Annotated in this window: 18 protein-coding genes; 12 read left to right on the top strand and 6 right to left on the bottom strand. The window is 65.0% G+C overall.

Annotated elements, in window-relative coordinates; translation table 11 throughout:
- The first annotated feature begins 338 nt into the window (after nt 1-338).
- The 8 genes from AZF01_RS20365 to AZF01_RS20400 all read left to right on the top strand — a co-directional run bounded on the left by AZF01_RS20365 (nt 339) and on the right by AZF01_RS20400 (nt 8,356).
- The gene (locus tag AZF01_RS20365; RefSeq protein WP_061449862.1) at nt 339-1,433 is read left to right on the top strand and encodes a hypothetical protein; all 1,095 of its coding nucleotides are present in this window, start codon (nt 339-341) and stop codon (nt 1,431-1,433) included.
- Nucleotides 1,434-1,718: 285 nt separating this feature from the next.
- On the top strand, nt 1,719-3,698 hold the full coding sequence (locus tag AZF01_RS20370; RefSeq protein ID WP_024708408.1) for a tripartite tricarboxylate transporter permease: 1,980 nt from the start codon (nt 1,719-1,721) through the stop codon (nt 3,696-3,698).
- 15 nt (nt 3,699-3,713) lie between these two features.
- The gene (locus tag AZF01_RS20375; protein WP_024708409.1) at nt 3,714-4,796 is read left to right on the top strand and encodes an amidohydrolase family protein; all 1,083 of its coding nucleotides are present in this window, start codon (nt 3,714-3,716) and stop codon (nt 4,794-4,796) included.
- Between the two features lies 1 nt (nt 4,797).
- The gene (locus AZF01_RS20380) at nt 4,798-5,898 is read left to right on the top strand and encodes an amidohydrolase family protein (RefSeq protein WP_024708410.1); all 1,101 of its coding nucleotides are present in this window, start codon (nt 4,798-4,800) and stop codon (nt 5,896-5,898) included.
- 9 nt (nt 5,899-5,907) lie between these two features.
- On the top strand, nt 5,908-6,321 hold the full coding sequence (locus AZF01_RS20385) for a Rieske (2Fe-2S) protein (protein ID WP_024708411.1): 414 nt from the start codon (nt 5,908-5,910) through the stop codon (nt 6,319-6,321).
- Between the two features lie 16 nt (nt 6,322-6,337).
- Nucleotides 6,338-6,799, top strand: a complete 462-nt coding sequence (locus AZF01_RS20390) for a GFA family protein (protein WP_024708412.1) — start codon at nt 6,338-6,340, stop codon at nt 6,797-6,799.
- The gene (locus AZF01_RS20395) at nt 6,796-8,004 is read left to right on the top strand and encodes an NAD(P)/FAD-dependent oxidoreductase (protein WP_197489625.1); all 1,209 of its coding nucleotides are present in this window, start codon (nt 6,796-6,798) and stop codon (nt 8,002-8,004) included. Before AZF01_RS20390 ends, AZF01_RS20395 begins: the two co-directional genes overlap by 4 nt.
- Nucleotides 8,005-8,032: 28 nt before the next feature.
- Nucleotides 8,033-8,356, top strand: a complete 324-nt coding sequence (locus tag AZF01_RS20400) for a 2Fe-2S iron-sulfur cluster-binding protein (protein WP_024708414.1) — start codon at nt 8,033-8,035, stop codon at nt 8,354-8,356.
- A gap of 3 nt (nt 8,357-8,359) precedes the next feature.
- Here the strand turns inward: AZF01_RS20400 and AZF01_RS20405 are convergent, their stop codons facing one another.
- Nucleotides 8,360-9,562, bottom strand: a complete 1,203-nt coding sequence (locus AZF01_RS20405) for a LysR family transcriptional regulator (RefSeq protein WP_024708415.1) — start codon at nt 9,560-9,562, stop codon at nt 8,360-8,362.
- Between the two features lie 82 nt (nt 9,563-9,644).
- Entirely contained in the window at nt 9,645-10,532 is an 888-nt protein-coding gene (locus tag AZF01_RS20410) for an NAD(P)-dependent oxidoreductase (protein WP_024708416.1), read from the bottom strand.
- 252 nt (nt 10,533-10,784) lie between these two features.
- Here AZF01_RS20410 and AZF01_RS20415 point away from each other — a divergent pair, with 252 nt between their 5' ends.
- The 4 genes from AZF01_RS20415 to AZF01_RS20430 are packed head-to-tail and all read left to right on the top strand — an operon-like array spanning nt 10,785 to nt 14,310.
- Nucleotides 10,785-11,522, top strand: a complete 738-nt coding sequence (locus tag AZF01_RS20415) for a PIG-L deacetylase family protein (RefSeq protein WP_024708417.1) — start codon at nt 10,785-10,787, stop codon at nt 11,520-11,522.
- A 51-nt stretch (nt 11,523-11,573) separates the two neighbouring features.
- Nucleotides 11,574-12,545, top strand: coding sequence for a VOC family protein (locus tag AZF01_RS20420; protein WP_061449863.1), 972 nt, complete (start codon nt 11,574-11,576; stop codon nt 12,543-12,545).
- Between the two features lie 3 nt (nt 12,546-12,548).
- Nucleotides 12,549-13,256, top strand: coding sequence for a 4-carboxy-4-hydroxy-2-oxoadipate aldolase/oxaloacetate decarboxylase (locus tag AZF01_RS20425; protein ID WP_024707987.1), 708 nt, complete (start codon nt 12,549-12,551; stop codon nt 13,254-13,256).
- Nucleotides 13,249-14,310 carry a 4-oxalomesaconate tautomerase gene (locus AZF01_RS20430; RefSeq protein ID WP_024707988.1) on the top strand — a complete coding sequence of 354 codons (1,062 nt, stop codon included), beginning with the start codon at nt 13,249-13,251 and terminating at the stop codon, nt 14,308-14,310. The genes AZF01_RS20425 and AZF01_RS20430 overlap by 8 nt, the downstream gene beginning before the upstream one ends.
- Before the next feature lie 6 nt (nt 14,311-14,316).
- Here the strand turns inward: AZF01_RS20430 and AZF01_RS20435 are convergent, their stop codons facing one another.
- The 4 genes from AZF01_RS20435 to AZF01_RS20445 form a co-directional block, all read right to left on the bottom strand.
- A complete protein-coding gene (locus tag AZF01_RS20435; protein WP_152534518.1) occupies nt 14,317-14,898 on the bottom strand; it encodes an ActR/PrrA/RegA family redox response regulator transcription factor in 582 nt (193 codons plus the stop codon).
- A 193-nt stretch (nt 14,899-15,091) separates the two neighbouring features.
- Entirely contained in the window at nt 15,092-15,484 is a 393-nt protein-coding gene (locus AZF01_RS20440) for a CBS domain-containing protein (protein ID WP_024707990.1), read from the bottom strand.
- Complete coding sequence (gene nqrM, locus AZF01_RS24135; protein WP_152534517.1) at nt 15,481-15,648, bottom strand: (Na+)-NQR maturation NqrM; 168 nt, start codon at nt 15,646-15,648, stop codon at nt 15,481-15,483. Before nqrM ends, AZF01_RS20440 begins: the two co-directional genes overlap by 4 nt.
- Before the next feature lie 22 nt (nt 15,649-15,670).
- Nucleotides 15,671-16,687 carry an FAD:protein FMN transferase gene (locus AZF01_RS20445; protein WP_051424054.1) on the bottom strand — a complete coding sequence of 339 codons (1,017 nt, stop codon included), beginning with the start codon at nt 16,685-16,687 and terminating at the stop codon, nt 15,671-15,673.
- Nucleotides 16,688-16,689 lie beyond the last annotated feature (2 nt).

Genomic DNA, 16,689 nt, shown 5'->3' on the forward strand with positions numbered 1-16,689 from the left:
GCCGGAACGCGTTGTGTTTCGACGTCGCGGTTCGCGCGATCCGAGGAGCAATTCCAGCCGGTGCATTGACCGGCTGCGCATGCCCGTCCGGCCCGTTGCCGGCAGTTTTATGGTTTCTTGCGAAAATCTTGCCTCGTTCAGGCTTTGGTTCCTGTTCAAGGCGAATTTGCCGGCGGCGATGCGCCGGGTTGCGGCAGTCGGCCCGGCAGGCCTGGTCCGTCGGGCATGGAAACCGTTCGATCGGACGCGAAGGTTCGCAGGGCCGTGCGCTCATGGCGGAAGTCGAGGACGGAGGAGGTCCCGGCATCCGTGTAACTGACCCAGAGGGAGGAGAACAGATGAGACTGAATGCGACCATAAGGTGCGGCATGGCGGCGGCGTCGGTTGCCGCGATCGTGCTGGCGGGGGGACTGGCCGCGCAGGCCGAGCCGATCGACCTCGAAGGAGAGACGGTGACGCTGGTGCACAATGTCGCGCCCGGCGGCGCAACCGCCATCAGCGCCCAGGTGCTCGCGGATGCCTGGTCGAAGACGATGGCGGGTCATCCGACCATGATCGTCCAGTCGGTCTCCGGCGGAGCGCTGACCAAGGGCATCGATTTTGTCATGGACGCCCGCCCGGACGGCAAGACCCTCGGCTATCTCGCCTGGCAGGGCACGACGCGCATCCTCGATCCGGAGGTGCTGCAGATCCCGTTCCAGGATTTCGGCGTGATCGGCGGCATCGGCGGATCCAACTTTCTGTTTCATGTCAGGAGCGATGTCGGCGCCGGGCTGAAAGACCGCGACGACCTGCCCGACGTCGAGAGCGTCACCGTCGGAGTCTACTCGCCGCGCATGACCCAGGGCATGCAGACGGCAGCAGCGCTCGATCTTCTCGGGGTCGACTGGCAGTTCGTCTCCGGCATGCTCGGCGACGGACCGCTTTACGCGGCCCTCCAGCGCGGCGAGATCGACGGCTACCCGGCGACCACGACCCAATATATCGCCGAACTCGGCGACGGACCGATCGCCAGCGGCGAGACGATGGCGATCTGGCAGATGGGGCCGCTCGAAGCGGATGGTTCGATGAAGCTCGATCCAGCCCTCGAAGGCGTGCCGACCCTCGGCGAATACATCGAAAAGGCGACCGGGAAACCGCCGGAAGGCCCGCTCTGGGACCTGGTCATGTATCACGCCCGGTCCTCGGCGCCGGTCAACTGGATCATCGTCGCGCCCCCCGGAACCCCTTCGGATCATCTCGACATGCTGCGCGCCAGTTTTGATGAAGCGACAGCCTCGCCGGACTATCTGGAGGCGGCCACCAAGGTCTACGGCTCGCCGCCGAACATCGTCCACTGGCAGGAGATGACCAGGATCATCTCCGATGTGCAGAACACTTCTGAAGACATCAAGGACACGATGCGCCAGCTGGTCGAGCGGATCGAGCAGTAGAAGGCGGGCCGGGGGCGGCGCGCCCGCCTCCCGCGCGCCGGGAACCGGAGCCTGGCACGAAGAGCCCGGCCGCCGCTCGCGTCTTGCCGCCGGCGATTGCGTCGTCGACGGACGCGCGGTCAGGGCCAGGCCTCCGCCGGTTCTGCCTGATTGCCATTGTGCCCTTTTCCTGAAGATTGGAGCGCGTCGTTCGCGGCGGATTGCAATCTAAAGCTGTATTTTGCCATCGTTTGCGCCTGAGTGGGACAACGATGAGCAGCCACGCTGATCTGGAGCCGGAACTTCATGTTCGATTCATTCATGACGGGGCTTTCGCTGGTTCTGTCCTTTCCCGGTTTTCTCTACCTGCTTGCGGGCATCGCCGTCGGCCTGTGGCTTGGCATCGTCCCGGGCCTCGGCGGCGTCACCGGCATGGTGGTGCTTCTGCCGCTGACCTTCGGCATGGACCCGGCCGCGGGCCTTGCCATGCTGCTCGGCATGTTCGCGGTGGTCTCCACCTCCGATACGATCACGTCGGTCATGCTCGGGATTCCCGGCACGATCGCCAGCCAGGCGACCGTGATCGACGGCAATGCCATGGCCAAGCGCGGCCTGGCGCAGACGGCTTTCGGCGCGGCCTTTGTCAGCTCGGCCTTTGGCGGGGTGCTCGGCGGCTTCGCCATGGCCGCCTCGCTGCCCTTTGCGCTGTGGATCATTCTTGCCTTCGGTTCGCCGGAGTTCTTCCTGCTTTCGCTGCTCGGCCTGCTCATGGTCGGCGCCGTCAGCGGCAACGCGGTCTCCAAGGGGTTGGGGGCGGCCGTACTCGGGCTGATGCTTTCCCAGATCGGCTATCCGGTCGCAAGCTCCATGCCGCGCTATTTCTTCGGCGAACGTTCGCTGCTTGACGGCCTGCCGCTGGTTCCGGTCATTCTCGGGCTTTTCGGCCTGCCGGAAATGATGGACCTTGCCGCCCGGCGCACGGCAATCGCCCACCTCAGCGACAAGCACGCGCAGGGTGACAGCATCTTCAGCGGGGTCCGCGCCGCCATCCGCAATCGCTGGCTGGTCCTGCGCTGTTCATTAATGGGCGTCTATGTCGGCATGCTTCCGGCCATCGGTTCTTCCGTGGTCGACTGGCTTGCCTATGGCCACGCCACGCAGAGCTGCAAGACCGATCCGCAGTTTGGCAAGGGCGACGTGCGCGGCGTGATTGCGCCGGAAGCGGCCAACAATGCCGTGCTCGGCGGTTCGCTGATCCCGACGCTTGCCTTCGGCATTCCCGGCAGCGGCGCCATGGCGGTGCTCCTGGGCGCCCTGACGATCCACGGCTTCTCGCCGGGCCGAAACATGCTGGGCGACAATCTCGACATCACCTTCTCGATGGTCTGGACGATCATCATCGCCAATATCATCGGCGCCGCCGCCCTGATGCTCTGGGGCCGACAGGTGGCGCGCGCCGCTTTCGTTGACGGCAATTTCATCGTGCCGGCGGTGATCCTGTTCATCTTCATGGGCTCCTGGGTCTGGCAGCCGGGCATGTTCACCTGGATCACGCTTCTGGGCGTCGGCCTGCTCGGCTACATCATGAAGGCGGCGGGCTGGCCGCGACCGCCCTTCATTCTCGGCTTCGTGCTCGGGCCTGTCCTCGAGAACGCCATGTCCATCACCTGGCAGAGCTATACGGTGATGGAAGTGGTCACCCGTCCGACGGTGATCGGTCTCGTCATTGTGCTGGCCCTCGTCTTCTTCTTTGCGCTGCGCTCGACCCGCCGCGGGCTCGCTGCCCACGCGATCGAGGATACGCAGGAGAGCAAGGCAAGTCTGATCCTGTCTTCGGCGCTCGCGCTCGTGCTCATGGCTCTCTTCGGCGCGGCGGTGTGGATGGCGCGCGACTGGAAGCTTCTGGCCAAGGTCTCGCCGATGGCCTTTGGCCTGGCGGGCATCGTCATCATGGGCTTCGTCCTGTTCCAGGACCGCAACCGGCTTCGGGTGATCGCCGCCGCGCGTCGGGCGGGCGATGCGCTCGCCGGCGGCACCACGCGGCAATTCATCGCCGCGCATCGGCGTCAGATCATCACCTTCCTGTCGATCGCGCTGATGGCGGCGCTGACGCCATGGGTCGGCACCTATGCCGCCATCCTCGGCTTTGCCGCGATCTACACGGCGCTTTGGGGCCGGTTCCGGTGGTGGGTGGTCGCCCTCTACACGGCTGGCCTCGGGGCGGTGCTCTACTTTCTTTACGACCGCCTTCTTCATGCCCCGTTCGAATTACCGTTCTTCATGTGATGAGGAGACTGAAACATGCTGACAGAGCTTGATGTCGAGGCAGGACCGGATCCCGCCGCAGGGATCGGCGCCATCGATTGCGACGTGCATCCGCGCAGTCCCGGACAGGAAGACCTGCTCCCGTTCGTCGACAGCTACTGGAAGGACATGATGCCCTACCGCAATATCGGGCATATGGAACTGATGTCCTATCCGTTTTCGACCAGGCCATTCAGGGCGGAAGGCCCGGATGGCGGGGTCGCAAATCCCAAACGGCTGGCCGAAGCCCATCTGGATCCGAGGGGCATCTCGGCGGCGATCCTCAACGTCGTCAACGGCGTTCAGGCGCTGTTCGACCCCTATATGCAGGCGATGATGTGCCAGGCGACCAATCGCTGGCTGGCGGCGGAGTGGCTGGATCGGGACCCGCGCCTGCGGGCCGCGCTGCTGGTGCCGTTCCGTCATCCGGAAGAGGCGGTGGCGGAGATCAAACGCTATGCCGGTGACCGGCGCTTCATCCAGATCCTGGCGATCTGCATGGGCGATGCGCCGCTCGGCCAGCGCCAGTTCTGGCCGATCTACAAGGCGGCATCCGATGCCGGATTTGTCCTGTCGATCCATCCGGGCAGCAATTACCGCCACGCGCCGACGCAATCCGGCTTCATGTCCTATCTTGTGGAGGAACAGGTCAACTGGTCGCAGGGCTTCGCCAGCCAGGCGGCAAGCCTTCTGAGCGAGGGCGTGCTGATCGAGTTTCCGGACATGAAGGTGGTGATGGCGGAAAGCGGGATTTCCTGGCTTTTCGGCGTCTCCTGGCGCATGGCGAAGGACTGGCGCGGCTGCCGCGTCGAGGTGCCGTGGCTGAAGGAGGGCCCGGACAAGATCTTGGAACGCCAGCTGCGCTTCACCCTGCAGCCCTTCGATCTTCCGGTCGAGCCGGAAGAGGTCGCAGCCGTTCTCGAATGCATCGGCGGGCCGGAACTGCTGCTCTATTCCTCCGATTTTCCGCATGATCACGGACCGACCGCCGCCCGTTGGCCGAACGGGCTTTCCGCCGATCTCGCCAATGCCATCTGCCGCGAGAATGTCCTTGCCACCTATCCGAGACTGGAGGTCTGACATGACTGTTGCCGAACTGGAGAGGCCCGACACGGCCAAAACGAAACTGGGTATTGTCGATTGTGACATTCACCCCGCAATGACCGACAGGACCGAGCTCTCCCGCTTCATGCCGCTGCGCTGGCGCGAGCATGTGCGCGATTTCGGCATGCGCTCGGGCGGTTCGCTCGTCGGCATGCTGCAATATCCGCGCCTGAACCATGGCGGCATGCGCCAGGATGCCTATCCGCCGGAGGGCGGTCCGCCGGCCTCCAGCCTCGCCTTTCTGCAGACGCAGCTTCTGGACGAGCTCAATATCGAGTTCGGCTTGCTGCAGGCGCTGAATCCCGGGCCGTCACTGCAGAACCTCGAATTGAGCGCGGCCGTCTGCGCGGCCGTAAACGACTGGCAGATCGACAAGTGGCTGACGCCCGAACCGCGCCTGAAAGGCGGCATTTCCATTGCCCAGGAAGACGCCGAAGCCTCGGTGCGCGAGATCGAGGAACGCGTCAAGGACAAGCGCTTCGCCCAGCTGCAGATCGTGCCGCGCAGTCTGGAGCCGGCCGGCCGCAAGCGCTACTGGCCGATCTACGAACTCGCCGAGGCGCACGACCTGCCGATCGCGGTTCATCCGGCGGCAACCGGCTGGCATGCCAATACCGGCGCGGGCTGGGCGTCCTTTTACGTCGAGGAGCATTATGCCTTCTCCCATTCGGTCCAGACCATCCTGATCTCGATGATCTTCGAGGGCGTGTTCGACCGCTTTCCGAAGCTCAAACTGGTGCTGGTGGAGGGCGGCTTCGCCTGGCTGCCATCGCTGATGTGGCGCATGGACAGGGAGTGGGAGCGCATGCGCGGGGAGGTGCCGCATGTGAAGAGCCGCCCCTCGGACTATATCCGCCGCAATGTCTGGATCACCACGCAGCCGATCGAGGAGCCGCCGAATGTCCGGCACATGAACAACCTCCTTCAGTGGATCGGGGCGGACCGGCTGATGTTCTCGACCGATTATCCGCACTGGGACTTCGACCATCCGGACCGGGCTTTCCGCGTCGGGCTCAGCGAAGAGGCAAAGCGCGGCATCATGCGCGACAACGCGCTTGCCGTTTACGGGCTGGGTTGAGGAGAAGCCATGACCGATCACATCATCTGCAAGGTCGACGAAATTCCGGAAGGCAAGGCCAGAAGGGTCGAGGTCGCCGGCCGCGTCATCGCCATCTTCAATCTCGGTGATCGCTTCGCGGCGATCACCAACAAGTGCCCGCATGAGGGCGCGGAACTCTGTCACGGCCGGGTTGCCGCCCTCGTCAACGCCGATGGTCCCGGCGCCTACCGCACCGAGGACGAGAAGATCATAGTGCGTTGCCCCTGGCATGGCTGGGAGTTCGATCTCGAGAACGGCCGTTCCTACTGTGATCCGAGCCGGATGCGGGTGAAGATCTTCGACGTCAAGGTCACGCCGGGTGAGAGCCTGGCGGAAGGGCCTTATCGCGCCGAGGTCTTCGAGGTTCGCACAGAGGATGATTATGTCGTCCTTACCATTTGAAAACGAGCGCTTGCCCGTGTTCCCGCTTATGGGCGGGTGCCAGTGCGGGGCGCTCAGATATCGGGTGAGCGGGGCGCCGCTCACCTTCTATCTCTGCCATTGCGCAAGTTGCCAGCGCCAGTCGGGCAGCGCGTTCGGCGAAAGCCTGATGTTTGCCTGCGAGGACCTGACGCTGGACGGCACGCCCGAAGAGCGCTGGACCACTGGCGGCTCGGGCGTGCCGATCCGCCAGACCTTTTGCGGGACGTGCGGGGTGCGGCTGACCCATCGGCGCAAGGAAAGTCCGGTTCTGGTGGTCAAGCCCGGCACGCTCGACGATCCGTCCTGGCTTTTTCCGGCGGCGGAGATCTTCACCGCCTCCCGCCAACCCTGGCTCTCGCCGCTTCCCGGCGTGGCGCAATATCTGGAAGGTCCGGACATGGACCGGCTTAAGGACGACTGGGCACGGTGGATCGCCGGACATGAGGAGACGGGATGATGAGCGGGATCGTGGTTGTGGGCGCGGGCCAGGCGGGGCTTGCGCTGGCGGCGAAGCTCAGGGTCGAAGGCTATTCGGGCGCATTGACGCTACTGGGCGAAGAGGCGTGGCCGCCCTATCAGCGGCCGCCGCTTTCAAAGAAATTCCTGCTGGGGGAGCTGCCGCGCGAGCGACTCTTTCTGCGCTCCCGGGATTTCTACGGTGAGCACGACATCGATTTGAGGCTCGGCGCGCGTGTCGAGGCGATCGACCGAAGCGCGAAGAAGGTGCGTTTCGGCGATGAGGTTCTTGCCTATGACAGGCTGGTGCTGACGACCGGCGCTTGTCCCCGGCGCCTGCCGGCGGCGATCGGCGGCGACCTCGGGAACGTTTTCACCCTGCGCGGGATTGACGATGTCGATGCCATGGCGCCGCTTTTTGTACCCGGCGCGCGGCTTCTGGTGGTGGGCGGCGGCTATATCGGCCTGGAGGCGGCAGCCGTTGCGGCGCGCGCGGGCCTCAAGGTGACGCTGATCGAAAGCGGTCCGCGCATTCTCGGCCGCGTCGCGGCGGAAGAGACGGCGGGCTATTTCCGCACGCTTCACCGCGAAAACGACGTTGATCTGCGGGAGGAAGCGGGGCTTCGCCGGCTTCTCGGCGACAACACTGTGGAGGCGGCGGAACTGGCCGACGGCACGACGGTTTCCGTCGATCTGGTGATTGTCGGCATCGGCGTCACGCCCGCGACGACGCTTGCCGAGACGGCAGGTCTGCCGGTCGAAAACGGCATCGCCACGGATGAATTCGGCCAAACGGCCGACCCGTCGATCTTCGCCGCCGGCGATTGCGCCAGTTTTCCATATGCGGGCGGCAGGCTTCGGCTGGAGAGCGTGCAGAACGCCATCGAACACGCCGAATGCGTGGCGAAGAGCCTGCTGGGCGCAGAAACGCCCTACCGGCCCGAGCCCTGGTTCTGGTCGGATCAGTATGAGGTTAAGCTGCAGATCGCAGGGCTTAATACCGGCTATGACCGCGTCGTGGCGCGCAAGGGAGACCGGGAGGGCTCGGTTTCGCACTGGTATTTTGCCGGCCGGCGCTTCATCGCCATCGACGCGATGAACGATCCGCGCGCCTACATGACCGCAAGGCGGTTGCTTGCGGCGGGGGCAAGCCCCGATCCCGACCATCTGGCTGCGGCCGATCTGAAGACGCTGGCCGCAGCATGACATCCCTGGACACAGGAGAAACCCGAAATTGGTAAAGATCATCTATATCGAGCATGCCGGAAAGCGCCGCGAGATCGATGTTGCCGCAGGCCAGAGCGTCATGGAAGGCGCGCGCGACAATGGCGTGGAGGGCATCGTCGCCGAATGCGGCGGTTGCTGCTCCTGTTCCACCTGTCACGTCTATGTTGCCGGTGACTGGTTTGACCGGCTGCCGCCGGTTGAGCCGATGGAAGAGGACATGCTCGATTTCGCGCCAGGCATGGAGCCGGGCCGGTCGCGATTGTCCTGTCAGTTGAGGGTCACCGAAGACCTCGACGGGCTGACAGTCGAGGTCCCCGCCGAACAGGCCTGAAGATCACGCCGTGCCGGAAAGCGAAAGCGCCGTCTCGCGCAGAAGCTTCAGGAACAGCGTCTGGGCGGCGGTCGGCAGGAAACCGGCGCGCAGCGTCAGCCCGATCGGGCGGGCGCTTGCCGGAAGTTCGAATGGAAGGGCGATCATCAGCCCGTGGCCGATTTCCGCCTCCGCCTGGCGCTTCGAGACGCAGCCGAGATGATCGCTTTTCTCCAGAAGCTCGCGCATCAGGATCACCGAGCGCGTTTCCACCAGCCGCGACGGCACGGCAAGCCCGGCGGCTTCGAACATGCGGTCGAAATGGCTTCGGATCGGCGTGCCCTCAGGGGCGACGACGAAGGGATACCGGGCAAGCGCCTCGAAGGTTGGCTGCAACAGCGTGCCGTCCTTCCTCTTGCGCAGAAGCGGGTGCCGGGGCCCCGCGACCAGCACCACGCTGTCGGTGAACAGCTCTTCCTGGACGATATCGCCGATGGGCGCGGGATCGCGCAGCGCGCCGATGAGAAAGTCGGTCTCTCCGCGCCTGAGCCCGGCAAGCAGGTCGTCGTAATCGCCTTCCAGCACATCGACAGGGATGGCGCGGCCAAGCGCGCGAAAGGCGACGATCGCGTCCGGCAGCACGCAGGCGCGCGACAGCGGCATCGCGCCGACGACGATCCGGCCGGTCTCCCGTTTCATCGCCTCCGCCAGGTCGGCGTCCGCCTGGGCGAGTTCGGCAAAGGCGAGCCGTGCGGCCTGGGCAAGCGTTGATGCCGCGCGCGTGGCGACGATGCCGAAGGCGGTGCGTTCGAACAGCGGTCGTTCAGCCTCGCTCTCAATCTGGCTAACGGCGCGGTGCACCGTCGGCTGCGCCAGGCCGAGCCGTTTGGCGGCCAGCGTGAAGTTCTGGGTTTCGGCGACGGCGATCAGAGCGTTCAGCTGCGCGCGCGTGACCGTCACCTTCAGGCGCGGCGCGACATCCGAAAGCGCCGGGTCGAGATAGGCGAGGGCGCGTCTCACGCGGCAGGCCAGCATCTCGCCGGCCTCGGTGACGTAGAGCCCCTGGGGCGTGCGCGAAAAGAGCGTCGCCCCGGCAAGGCTTGCGATCTTGCCCAGCGCCTGGGTCACGGCCGGTTGCGAGACGAAGCACAATTCTGCCGCCCGGGTGACCGAATGCGTCTCGGCGACGGCCAGGAAGACCCTGAGATGGCGAAGATTATAGGGCAAGGGCGCCTCCGCGACGTGTTCGGCGGATTTATAGCACGCGGAACGCCGGAAGCGATGGCAAAGGCCGGATCGTGCGAGGGGCTCAGTCTTCGGCGCGGGCCTCTGCCGACAGGATCAGCCCGACGCGTTCCGCGAGGTCATCGTCTTTCGCTGTCTGAAGGCCGAGCGCTCCGATTTCCGCCTGCCAGGCAACCGTTGCCGCGCTCATGCGCGCCTCAAGCCCGAGATCGCTTATGGTCGCCGCGACCTCGCGCATTTCCGCCGCGCGCCGCGTGCCGTGCACCATCATCCGCTCGAGACAATAGGCGGCCTTTTTCGGCCAGTCGATCTGCGGGTCGGAGGCGGAAAGGGAGGCGATCACCTCAGCGCTGACGCCCGCCTTTTCAGCGGCGAGAAAGCACTCCGCCATCAGCGCCTCGGTGCCCTTGATCATCACCGAGCGGATCATCTTCACCGAGGAGGCGTCGCCGATGTGCGGGCCCGTCACGCTCGCCTTCATGCCAAGGCCTGCCATCGCCTCCGCGCCTTGCGTTGCATGCGGACCCGAGACGAGGCAGGGCGTTTCGTGGCGTTTCGGGTGGATCGGGCTCATGATCGCGACATCGACGTAGCGCGCGCCGGCGGCTTCGATCAATGCCGCGTTGCGGCGCTTGGTCTCCGGAGAACAGGAATTGCCGTCGAGATAGAGCGTGCCGGGCCTGATATACGCCGCCGCCGCCTCGGCGGCGGCAAACCCGTTGTCGGCGGTGACCAGGCTGAAGACGATATCGCTTCGCCGAAGCAGAGCGGCGGATGACGGAGCGCAGAAGACGCCGCGCTTGTCGCAGGCCTTGGCGATTGCTTCTGCCGCGTCGTTGTGCAGCGTCTTGATGTCGAAGGCGGCAAGGGTCGTCGCAATGCCTGCCGCAGCCCAGCCGTCCGCAATCGCGCGCGCGGCTTCGCCGAAACCGATAAATCCGATGGCTGTCATGGCTCTTTCTCCGCTGGTGTCCGCCCTTTCGGCAAACCGGAACCGACATGTTAGAACCACGCGGCGGGGCCAAGACCATTCAGAAGGCCGACATGGGTATAAGTAATAGCTATAGAACAATAGCATGCTCAAGCCATTCGCATGCTCATAGCACAATGCTATAGCAAATTCTTATGGCCGCGCCGCAATCCGAAATTGTCATCGCAGGCGCCCCGGCGTCAGATGCGGAACAATGGAATAACGGAGGAAACCATGCCGGACACCAACAAGACCGCGCTCGTGATCAGCGCCCATGCCGCCGATTTCGTCTGGCGCTGCGGCGGGGCGATCGCGCTGCACGCGGCCAAGGGCTATGACGTGACGGTGCTGTGCCTTTCCTTCGGCGAGCGCGGCGAAAGCGCGAAACTGTGGAAGCAGGAGGGGATGACCCTCGACAGGGTCAAGAGCGAACGCCGGAAGGAGGCCGAACAGGCGGCGGAAGCGCTCGGCGTCCACGATCTCGTCTGCCTCGACCTCGGCGACTATCCGCTGGAGCTTTCCCGCGAGGACAAGAACAGGGTGGTCGAGGTCATCCGCAGGGTGCAGCCCGCCTTCATGCTGTCGCACTCGCAATATGACCCCTACAACACCGACCATATGTATGCCACGAGAGTTGCGCTCGAATGCCGGATGATTGCCCAGGCCTGGGGTCACAATCCCGGCGAGAAGGTGCTTGGCGCGCCGCAGCTTTATCTGTTCGAGCCGCATCAGACCGAGCAGATGGGCTGGAAGCCGGACACCTTTCTCGACATCACGCCGGTGTGGGAGAAGAAGCGCGCGGCGATCGAATGCATGGCCGGGCAGGAGCATCTCTGGGAATATTACACCCGCGTCGCCATCAACCGCGCCAATCATTTCAAGCGCAATTCCGGCGGCCAGGCCTCGGGGCGCGACTGCAAATATGCGGAAGGCTTCCAGTCGATCTTTCCGCGCACGGTTGACGAACTCTGAAAGAGCGGGTTCACGCGCCGAAAGGCGCGCAATCAAAGGGGAGGAACAGGAATGACGACGGAGCCAACAAATCCGAGCTTCGACATCGCCCATCTCGGCCATGTGGAGGTGCTGACCAACAGGTTCGAGGAAAGCCTCGACTTTTTCACCCGGATCTACGGGTTGAAGCTGTCCGGACAGGACGAGCATTCCGCCTATCTGAGGGCCTGGGACGATTATGAATATGCGACGTTGAAACTGACGAAGTCCGACACCACGGGCGTTGCCCATATCGGCTACCGGGCCGCTTCCCCGGAAGCGCTGGAACGGCGCGTCGCGGCGATCGAGGCCTCCGGTTTCAAGGTGATCGGCTGGAATGACGGGGACCTGAGCCACGGCCGGGCCTTTCGTTTCGAGGACCCCTTCGGCCATGTCTTCGAGATCTATTACGACACCAATTGGTACGAGCCGCAGGAGGAGGCGGAAAAGGCGGCGCTGAAGAACACGGCATCCGCCTTTGCCGGCATGCCGCCGCGCCGCCTCGACCATATCAACCTGCTCTCCGAAGACGTCACCGAATTCCGCCGCTTCATGATCACCTGCCTCGGCGCGCGGGTGACGGAATATATCCTTCTCGACAATGGCCGGCTCGGCGGCTGCTGGTTCACCATCAACAACAAGAGCTATGACCTTGCCTGCACCGAAGAGCATGGCGGCGGCAAGGGACGACTGCATCACGTGACCTATGCCACCGACCAGCGCGAGGACATTCTGCGCGCCGCCGACATCTTCCTGCAGAACGGCGTCCACATCGAGACGGGGCCGCACAAACACGCGATCCAGGGCACCTTCTTCCTTTATGTCTGGGAACCGGCGGGCAACCGCGTCGAGCTCGCCAATGCCGGTTCCCGCCTCGTTCTGGCGCCGGACTGGCAGCCGGTCTGCTGGACCGAGGCAGACCGCAAGAAGGGCCAGGCCTGGGGACTGAAGACGATCGAGAGCTTCCATACCCACGGCACGCCGCCGGTTGCCGGCAAGGAGTGAAGGATGAGCACGGATAGCCTCAAACTGGCGCCGGGAACGCCCGGCTATGTGATCCGGAACGTTCCGCGCGCCGACGGCGCCGTCATTGACGCTCTTGGCAAGGCAGGCGTTGCGACCGTGCACGAGGCGCAGGGCCGCATTGGCTGCCTTTCCGCCTCTCTCCGGCCGATCTATCGTGGCGCGCAGATCGCAGGCTCCGCCGTCACCATTTCGGCAGCGCCCGGCGATAACTGGATGATCCATGTGGCGATCGAACAGCTTCAGCCGGGGGACATCCTGGTGCTCGCCCCGACCAGCCCCTGCGACAACGGCTATTTCGGCGATCTTCTGGCAACCTCGGCAAAGGTGCGCGGCTGCCGCGGCCTGATCATCGATGCGGGCGTGCGCGATACGAAAGACCTTGAGGCGATGGATTTCCCCGTCTGGTCGAAGGCCGTCAGCGTCCAGGGCACGGTCAAGGAAACGCTCGGCTCGGTCAATGTGCCGGTCATCTGCGGCGGCCAGTTGATCGAGGCGGGCGATATCATCATCGCCGACGATGACGGCGTCTGCGTCGTGAAAAGGGCGGAGGCCGAAAAGGTGCTGGCGGCCGCCGAAAAACGTCTCGACAACGAGGAGATGAAGCGCAAGCGGCTCGCCGCCGGCGAACTCGGCCTCGACATCTACGACATGCGCCCGCGCCTTGCGGAAAAGGGTCTTAAATATGTCTGAGGAGGGCATACCGTGCCTCTGGATGCGCGGCGGCTCGTCCAAGGGCGCCTATTTCCTCGCCACCGACCTGCCGGACGAGAAGGCCGCGCGCGACGATCTGCTGCTGCGGATCATGGGCTCGCCCGATCCGCGCCAGATCGACGGCATCGGCGGGGCCGATCCCCTGACCTCGAAAGTGGCGATCCTGTCGCCGCCATCGCGCGGTGATGCCGATGTCGACTACCTGTTCCTGCAGGTCTTCGTCGACAAGCCGCTGGTGAGCGACAAGCAGGGCTGCGGCAATATTCTGGCCGGCGTCGGCCCGGCGGCGATCGAGCGGGGGCTTGTGCCGGCGACCGGCGAGCGGACCGAGGTCAGGATCCACATGGTCAATACCGGCGAGATCGCGGTCGCGCGGATCGAGACGCCCGGCGGCAGGGTCAATTATGCAGGCGATGCCGAGATCGCCGGCGTGCCCGGCCGTCATGCGGCGATCCCGCTTCTCTTCAAAAATATTGCCGGCGCCATGTGCGGCGCGCTTTTGCCCACTGGCAATGCGGCCGACGCGATCGAGGGCGTGAAGGCGACGCTGATCGACAACGGCATGCCCTGCGTCATCCTCCGGGCGGAGGATTTCGGCCTGACCGGCAAGGAAGAGCCGGAGGCACTGGAAAAGGACACGGACCTCAAGAAACGGCTCGAGGCGATCCGGCTGAAGGCCGGGCCGATGATGGCGCTCGGCGACGTGACGGAGGCCTCGGTGCCGAAGATGACGCTGGTCTCGGCGCCGGAAAATGGCGGTTCGATTGCCACGCGTTCCTTCATTCCGCACAGGGTCCATGCCGCCATCGGCGTCTTCGCCGCCATCTCGGTGGCAACGGCGACGCGGATCGAAGGGTCGGTGGCGAAGGGGCTGGCGGTCGATCCGGGCGACGGCAATTATCTGGTCGAGCATCCGACCGGGGCGCTGGACGTGTTTCTCGACATCGGCGCGGACGGCGAAATCCTCGGCGCCGGCAATCGCCGCACGGCCCGCAAGCTGTTCGACGGGCGCGTGTTCCCGCGCGAGGCATGAGCGGCCTCAGCGCGGCGCGCGCTTGGCCAGAATCCGCTGCAGGGTGCGGCGATGCATGTTGAGACGGCGCGCGGTTTCCGACACATTGCGGTCGCACATCTCGTAGACGCGCTGGATGTGTTCCCAGCGCACGCGATCGGCCGACATCGGGTTTTCCGGCGGGTCGACCTTTTCGCCCGGCGCCTGGGTCAGGGCATGAACGATATCGTCGGCGTCGGCGGGTTTGGCCAGATAGTCGAGCGCGCCGAGTTTCACGGCCGTGACGGCGGTGGCGATATTGCCGTAGCCGGTCAGCACCACGATGCGGGTATCCTCGCGGGCCTCGCGAATGGCGGCGATCACGTCGAGGCCGCTGCCGTCTTCGAGCCGCAAATCCACGACGGCGTATTTGGGCGGCCGCGTTTTTGCCTTCTCAATGCCTTCGGCAACGGTCTCGGCGGTCTCTATGGCAAAGCCGCGCGTTTCCATGGCGCGGGCGATGCGGCGCAGAAACGGCGTGTCGTCATCGACAATCAGAAGGCTCATTTCGCCCTCCGGCGCGCCTGTCAATTCATCCCTGCCGTAGTCCGTTTCCTCAGTCTCATCCATGTCTGCCATGCCTGAATTCTCGTGTGCGGCAAATGACCGCGCGTCAATCCTGTCAGATGGTTATGGACCTCCTCGGCCCGGGGGTAAACCCAAAACCGCCGTAAAAACGATTGTGTGCGGTGTGGCCGATGACGGCAGAAGCGCGTGCCCTGCCGGGGGCCGCCCGCCCACGCCTCGAAGTCTGGCGGAACGTCTATCCGCTCAGCCGCACAAGGGCGGAGAGGACGTCGGAGCGGCGCAGCAGGCCGACTAGCCGGTTGCCGTCGGTCACCGGGAAAACACGGTGCGGATGGGCGATGAAGGCCTCGGCGGCGGCGACCAGATCGGCGCTTGCCGGAAGGCTGATGACGTTGCGGCTCATGTAATCGGCGACGGTGCCCTTCCATTCCTGGTAGTAGCTCGCCTGGAGGGCGGGGTTGAAACAGTCCTTCTGGGTGAGGATGCCGCAAAGCGCGCCGCCCTCATCGACAACCGGCGCTGCCGCCGCCTTGCTTTCGACCAGAAGCGCCACCGCCCGGCGGATCGGCATTTCGGGCGTGACGGTCAGCGCGTCGGTCTTGGCGATTTCCGCGATCGTGTCGGTCATTCGGATTGCCTCGACAGGCGGTTCGGGCAGCCCTCGCAGGCGGCCTCCTTCATGCAGGCCATGCCGCCGCACGAGCCCTTCAGCGGGCCGCGCCCGACGAAGAGGCCAATGCCAAGGCCGGCCATGCCGAGAACGACGATCGCGATTGCCAGCAGGATTTCCATGTCCGTGCTCCCTTCGAGGCGATTATAGCAGAAAACGGTCGAAACCGCCCGTTGTTTCACGCCTGAGGCCTTGGCCCTCATGGAAGAGGAAGAGGGCGGCGATCGACTGGCGGCGGGCCAGCGCCGGGCCGTCCTCGCCGGCGGCCGTCAGCGCCGTCGCCCAGCCGTCGGCCGTCATCGCGTCTTGCGCCAGAACCGAGACCGAGGCGATCGCGCCCTCGACCGGCACGGCATGGCGCGGATCGATGATGTGGCTGTAGGTATGGCCGGAAAGCGCATAGCTCTGGGCGCGAAGCCCGGAGGTCGCGACAGCGCCGTCGGCAAGCCGCAGCACGCCGGCGCCGCCATTGGCTTCCGGCCGCGGATCTTCCACCGCCACCTGCCACGGACGTCCCGCCGGATGATTGCCGCGCGCGACCAGCTCGCCGCCGAGATCGATGAGAAAATCGGAATAGCCGGCGTCCATCAGGCGGTTTGCCATCAGGTCGAGCGCGCGGCCCTTGGCGATGCCGCAGAGATCCATGGTGACCCCGGCTTTGGTCTTTCCGAGCCGGTTTCCGTCGACGGCAAGCGCATGCCAGAGCGGCGGCGCGCCATCCTCGGCGGCCACGCCCTGGATCGGGCCGAAGCCGTAGCGGGCAACCAGCGGGCCGACGCTCGGATCGAACCAGCCGTCGCTCTTTCGCGCGACATCGAGCGCCGATTGGGCAACGAAGGCGGTTTCGGCAGATACCCTCCTTTCGCCGGGACCGGAGCGGTTGAAGCCAGTGATCTCGCTGTCTTCGCGCCAGGGCGACATCATCCGGTCGATGCCGGAAAGAAGCGCTTCGATATCGACGCGAAGCGCTTCGGGCCGGGCTTTGTCGGACACGCTGACGCGCCATGTGGTCGCAAAGGCCTCGCCGGTGATCTGCTGCGTCGCGGGCGCGGATTTCAGGATCGCGGGCGCTTCGGCCCGGGCAGCGGTTGCGGCCAGAAGACCTGCTCCGGAAAGCGCCAGAACGCGGCGGCGGGTCAGGTATGTATGACGTGCGTTCATGG

This window comes from Martelella sp. AD-3 (genome assembly GCF_001578105.1).
In the GTDB taxonomy this organism is placed as follows: Bacteria; Pseudomonadota; Alphaproteobacteria; order Rhizobiales; family Rhizobiaceae; genus Martelella.

Excerpts from the sequence above, each read along its gene's own strand:
- AZF01_RS20365 (WP_061449862.1), top strand. The coding sequence starts at position 339 with ATGAGACTGAATGCGACCATAAGGTGCGGCATGGCGGCGGCGTCGGTT.
- AZF01_RS20370 (WP_024708408.1), top strand. The coding sequence starts at position 1,719 with ATGTTCGATTCATTCATGACGGGGCTTTCGCTGGTTCTGTCCTTTCCC.
- AZF01_RS20375 (WP_024708409.1), top strand. The coding sequence starts at position 3,714 with ATGCTGACAGAGCTTGATGTCGAGGCAGGACCGGATCCCGCCGCAGGG.
- AZF01_RS20380 (WP_024708410.1), top strand. The coding sequence starts at position 4,798 with ATGACTGTTGCCGAACTGGAGAGGCCCGACACGGCCAAAACGAAACTG.
- AZF01_RS20385 (WP_024708411.1), top strand. The coding sequence starts at position 5,908 with ATGACCGATCACATCATCTGCAAGGTCGACGAAATTCCGGAAGGCAAG.
- AZF01_RS20395 (WP_197489625.1), top strand. The coding sequence starts at position 6,796 with ATGATGAGCGGGATCGTGGTTGTGGGCGCGGGCCAGGCGGGGCTTGCG.
- AZF01_RS20410 (WP_024708416.1), bottom strand. The coding sequence starts at position 10,532 with ATGACAGCCATCGGATTTATCGGTTTCGGCGAAGCCGCGCGCGCGATT.
- AZF01_RS20415 (WP_024708417.1), top strand. The coding sequence starts at position 10,785 with ATGCCGGACACCAACAAGACCGCGCTCGTGATCAGCGCCCATGCCGCC.
- AZF01_RS20420 (WP_061449863.1), top strand. The coding sequence starts at position 11,574 with ATGACGACGGAGCCAACAAATCCGAGCTTCGACATCGCCCATCTCGGC.
- AZF01_RS20425 (WP_024707987.1), top strand. The coding sequence starts at position 12,549 with ATGAGCACGGATAGCCTCAAACTGGCGCCGGGAACGCCCGGCTATGTG.
- AZF01_RS20430 (WP_024707988.1), top strand. The coding sequence starts at position 13,249 with ATGTCTGAGGAGGGCATACCGTGCCTCTGGATGCGCGGCGGCTCGTCC.
- AZF01_RS20435 (WP_152534518.1), bottom strand. The coding sequence starts at position 14,898 with ATGGATGAGACTGAGGAAACGGACTACGGCAGGGATGAATTGACAGGC.
- AZF01_RS20440 (WP_024707990.1), bottom strand. The coding sequence starts at position 15,484 with ATGACCGACACGATCGCGGAAATCGCCAAGACCGACGCGCTGACCGTC.
- nqrM (WP_152534517.1), bottom strand. The coding sequence starts at position 15,648 with ATGGAAATCCTGCTGGCAATCGCGATCGTCGTTCTCGGCATGGCCGGC.
- AZF01_RS20445 (WP_051424054.1), bottom strand. The coding sequence starts at position 16,687 with ATGAACGCACGTCATACATACCTGACCCGCCGCCGCGTTCTGGCGCTT.